6 protein-coding genes are annotated in these 3979 nt (G+C 67.4%); all 6 read right to left on the bottom strand.

What is annotated here, in order from left to right; genetic code table 11:
- A partial coding sequence (locus ACJ8AT_RS39325; protein WP_407743135.1) for a hypothetical protein occupies positions 1 to 987 on the bottom strand: 987 nt, incomplete at its 3' end.
- 13 nt (positions 988 to 1000) lie between these two features.
- Positions 1001 to 1546, bottom strand: a complete 546-nt coding sequence (locus ACJ8AT_RS39320; RefSeq protein ID WP_407743134.1) for a hypothetical protein — start codon at positions 1544 to 1546, stop codon at positions 1001 to 1003.
- Positions 1547 to 1551: 5 nt separating this feature from the next.
- Positions 1552 to 2124: a M15 family metallopeptidase gene (locus tag ACJ8AT_RS39315; protein WP_407743133.1), complete on the bottom strand. Its 573-nt coding sequence runs from the start codon at positions 2122 to 2124 to the stop codon at positions 1552 to 1554.
- Positions 2121 to 2525, bottom strand: coding sequence for a hypothetical protein (locus tag ACJ8AT_RS39310; RefSeq protein WP_407743132.1), 405 nt, complete (start codon positions 2523 to 2525; stop codon positions 2121 to 2123). Before ACJ8AT_RS39310 ends, ACJ8AT_RS39315 begins: the two co-directional genes overlap by 4 nt.
- Positions 2518 to 3618, bottom strand: coding sequence for an HNH endonuclease (locus tag ACJ8AT_RS39305; RefSeq protein WP_407743131.1), 1101 nt, complete (start codon positions 3616 to 3618; stop codon positions 2518 to 2520). Before ACJ8AT_RS39305 ends, ACJ8AT_RS39310 begins: the two co-directional genes overlap by 8 nt.
- A gap of 73 nt (positions 3619 to 3691) precedes the next feature.
- The coding region (locus tag ACJ8AT_RS39300) for a hypothetical protein (RefSeq protein WP_407743130.1) at positions 3692 to 3979 on the bottom strand (288 nt) is incomplete at its 5' end.

Below are 3979 nucleotides of genomic sequence, written 5' to 3'. Positions count from 1 at the left end.
CCGGGCGGGTACGGGCGCGCTCCACAAGGCCTCTACCTCGTCAAGGCGGGCGAAGCGTCGCTCGAGGGCGCGGGCAATGCCGAGCTCCTCGACCAGCTTCTCAGCCCGCATGACGTTCTGCGCCGACGGGACAACCGTCGGGCGCAGGTACTTCAGCGGGTCCATCTTCGCCTCGAAGCGCGCCTTCGCGCTCTCGACACTCGCGCCGCTGGCGAGGTCTTCCAGGAGGGTTCCGATCATGGACGACCGAGGGTGGCAGAAACCAGCCGGGGCGTTCGCAATGGCTCGCCACGTGAGGTTCTCTCGCAGGTGCGAGAACCCAGCGTCTCGACGTGCCACGTGGAGGTCGCGCAGGAAGATCGCCTGCCCGAGAACCTTCTCGCCTCGATAGAGGACCGCCGTGTCGAGCACCTCGATTGCGCGTTCCACCAGCTTGAGCGGGAACTCCTCCAGCGCACGGAGGACGTTGGTGAAGTCCTCGCGCTTTTCGGCCATCTTGGGTCCCGCGTGGGGTGCGACGGTGCCGCCGGGGGCAAGGGCCGCCATGTGCCGCCAGATGCCCGTGGTCGGCGTCCCCAGGACGTGCTCCTTCGAATAGAAGACGCCCTTCACGGCCGCCCTCGACACGCACTTGCGAGCCGCTGCGAATGCGGGCTCGTACTCCTTCGGCACGCCCCTCATCCACACGAGCGGCGTCGCCCGCCCATCCTCGCCGATGGTGACCAGGCCTCCGAAACGCTTGATGAACCCGCGACACGCGCTGCAGTCGTGAAACTTCCAATCGGCCGGGGCAAATGCCCGTAGATACGCCTTCCACAGCGCCTCAGGGTCCACATCAGTCTGGAATATAGGCCCAGCCCCAGCGCTCGTACCAATGCTGAAACTCAATGAGGTGAGAAAAGCCTCGTACTCTCGGTCATGGATATTTCCGGTCGCGCGCGCCGTCTTCGCCGGGCGCTTCGTCTTGGTTTTCGCCTTCGTTGCCATCGTGTCTCTCCGTTCAGGCCCGAAGGCCATTGAGGTACTTCACCTGCTCCGCATTGAACCCGCGGAGCCCCGTCCAATCGCTGACCCGCTCCTGCATCACGGTACCGTCGCAATGCCCGAGGCCCAGGCAATGCCCGAGCTCGTGGGTGAGCCGCGCCACGTTGCCCACGTCGTCCCCGGGGTAGAGGTTCCACTCCACCAGGGCGTTGTGCATCTCGCCGCTCGTGCGGTCGAAGCGGATGTCCGTCGTGCACGTGAATCGCCCGGGCGCCGAGGTGACCGTGTACGGTTGGATCACTACGGCGCTTCGGAACGTCGCCCGGTTCGCGAAGAACGCATTGCGCGTCTCCGCCTGCAGGTCGACGGGCCAGAGGAAATTCCCGCGTCCCAAGGAGAGCACCGCCGCGAAGAGCTGCGCCGGGCGCGCTTCGCTCGAAAGCCCCCAATCCACCCAGAGGTTCAGCGGGAGATCGTCTTTGGGCCACCAGGCAGCGTTGCTGCCGAGGATGAGCCGGGGCGCGCCATTGCTGCGGCCGAGCCAGCTCCTGACCAGCGTCAAGAGGTTCACGACGCCTCCGCGAGCGCTTCGGGCCGCTGGATGGGAGCAGGAGGGCCGCCGCTGTTGCCGGCCGCCGCCCAATCGTGCAAATACGCCATGAGCTGGTCCGACCACGCGTCGGTGTCGTCGTAGTTGCAGCCCGCGAGCAGCTCGTCCGCGGTCACGCTCGCGAGCTGGAGGTGCCCCTGCTCGATGAGCTGGCCTTTGCGGTTGTAGAGCGGGGTGAGCCCCTCCTTCTTTGCAATGGCGTGCAGCCTTGCGTACGCCCCGGGCTCCGGCTCCTCCCAGCTCCACTTGCCATCGACGAAGAAGACCAGGTCAGCCGCCAGGCCGAATTGGTGCAGCGAGTGCCAGGGCTTCGCCCAGGTCACACAACCGCCCATTGGGCGCTCGGCTGAGGGACGCGGCCCGAGCTTCGTCCGCCCGAGCTCGTACTCCGCCTCCTGGCGCAGCGGGGAGCGCCACGTCTCGTAGGCGCGCAGGTCGAGCCCCGTGATGCGCCTGAAGCGGACGAGCGTCCGGTCGAGGCGTGGCCCGAAGAGGCTGTGCAATGAATAGGTGTCCCGGTTGATGATCATCTCTGCGCTCCTTGCTGTTGTTGGCGGCCCCGTTGCCTCTCCCGTTCGAGGTAACCCCGCCAATGCCGTTGCTCTGCGATGTACCGAGACACGAGCCCGCCGAGCAGGTCCGACTCCCAGGCTTCCTCCGAGCCAGGCCCCCCCGACACCGACCATTGCCGGAACTCCCGGAGCTGCTCCTGCCAGTAGCCGAGCTCCACCGCGGTCTCGCGGATGTTCTCGGCCAGACCCGCGAGCAGCTCGTCCTGCGAGATGGGGCCGCGCGGCGGTTTCGTTGGCGGTCCCGTCGGCCGGCTCACTCCCTGCGCGTCGAAGGCGGCGAGGCGGGGGTACTTCTGGACCATCCGCTCGTACCAGTGCACCCGCTTGCGAGGGTCTTCCCTGGGCGTCAGATCACCCATGGCTCGGCTCCATCCACTTCGGCATCTCGAACCCCGCCGGCTCGCTGGAGCGCGCAGCAGCCCGCGCCGCGTGCGTCTTGCAATCAGGGCACGCAGGGTCCGGGAAGCGGCTCGCAATGCGCGACTTCGCGCCGTCGCGATGCCAGGCGCAATAGGGCGAGCTCGGCGCCGCGCCCTTCGCGCCCTGGCCCTGCGGCACCTCGAGCACGTCCTGCCAGCGCCTGCCGTTCAGCCACGAGGCCGGGTGAGGCACCTTCTCGAGCTCGCGCGCCCGCATCGTCGGGAGCTGCGCACGCCAGCCGGCGAGCACCGCGGGCGCGATCTCCTCGCAGCCTTGCTTGTGCCATGCCTTGAGCGCGTTGACCTTGGCGACCTTGCGCAGCTGCTCTGCCCAGAACGCCAGGAACGCGTCGGTCTCTCCCGTCGCGCGCGCGGTTGATCTCTTCGGCTTCCGTTCGGGACGATCCGGATCGGAGGGCTGAGAAGGGCCGGATGCAGAGATCGGAAAGAGCAGACCGGACTGAGAGACCCCACCCAAACCCTCCCCACGGGCGAGGCTATCGCTAGAGCCGACGTCTAAGTCCGCAATTTCATTAGTGCGAGTCGCCTTTGCGGGTGCTACCGGTGCGCTATTAGTGCCACCGGTAGCGGCCAGGTGGCGTTTTGGTCGATCGTAGAAGCGCTTCTGCTGGCGGCCGTCGTGCTCCGATCCCTTGCGCAGATTGCACGGAAGGCAGCACGAGGCGAGATTCTCAGCAGAGGTCCGACGGGCGAGCTCCTCATCTCGCGCAATGCCCAGCGGCACCCGCGCAGCGAGTGGCACGACGTGGTCAATGCCGCCCTTGGCAGGTCCGCCGCAGTACCTACAAACGTCTCCGTCGCGCTGCGTGACGAAGGCCTTGATCGCGGGCGCAATGGAGATACGGCCGAATCCATCACCTGGCTTGGCCGACTGCACGGAGCGCTTGACGATCTTCTCCTCCGACTGCCAATTCGCGCCGCATTCACAGTCGCGCATTCTGACCACGACGCTGCCTGCGCGGAGGGTACGGCTTACCGAGGTCTTGATGGAAAAGCAGACTGGACAGTGCATTGCTGGCCTCCCGATGGGGCCGCGGAGCTGGAGGCGAGCGCCGACCGCTCACTCGCCTCCAGCTCAACGCGGGCTAGGTGGTTGCGGTGACGTCAGCGCGAACGAGACGGCCGCCAGCGTCCAGGCGATACTTAACGCCCGGCTCGAGGCCGTCTTCGCCGATGTAGCCGGTGACGATCCGCCAGCGCTCGACAGCACCGTCCCACCACCTGATCTGCACGGTGCCGCTGTCCCCAGCCGTGGCCGTGCCTCTGTACCCAGCCGTGGCCGTGCCGCTGTCCCCAGCCGTGGCCGTGCCGCTGTCCCCAGCCGTGGCCGTGCCGCTGTCCCCAGCCGTGGCCGTGCCGCTGTCCCCAGCCGT

This window comes from Hyalangium sp. (assembly GCF_045802625.1).
GTDB lineage: Bacteria > Myxococcota > Myxococcia > Myxococcales > Myxococcaceae > Hyalangium.
This window is presented reverse-complemented; position numbering and strand designations above follow the sequence as displayed.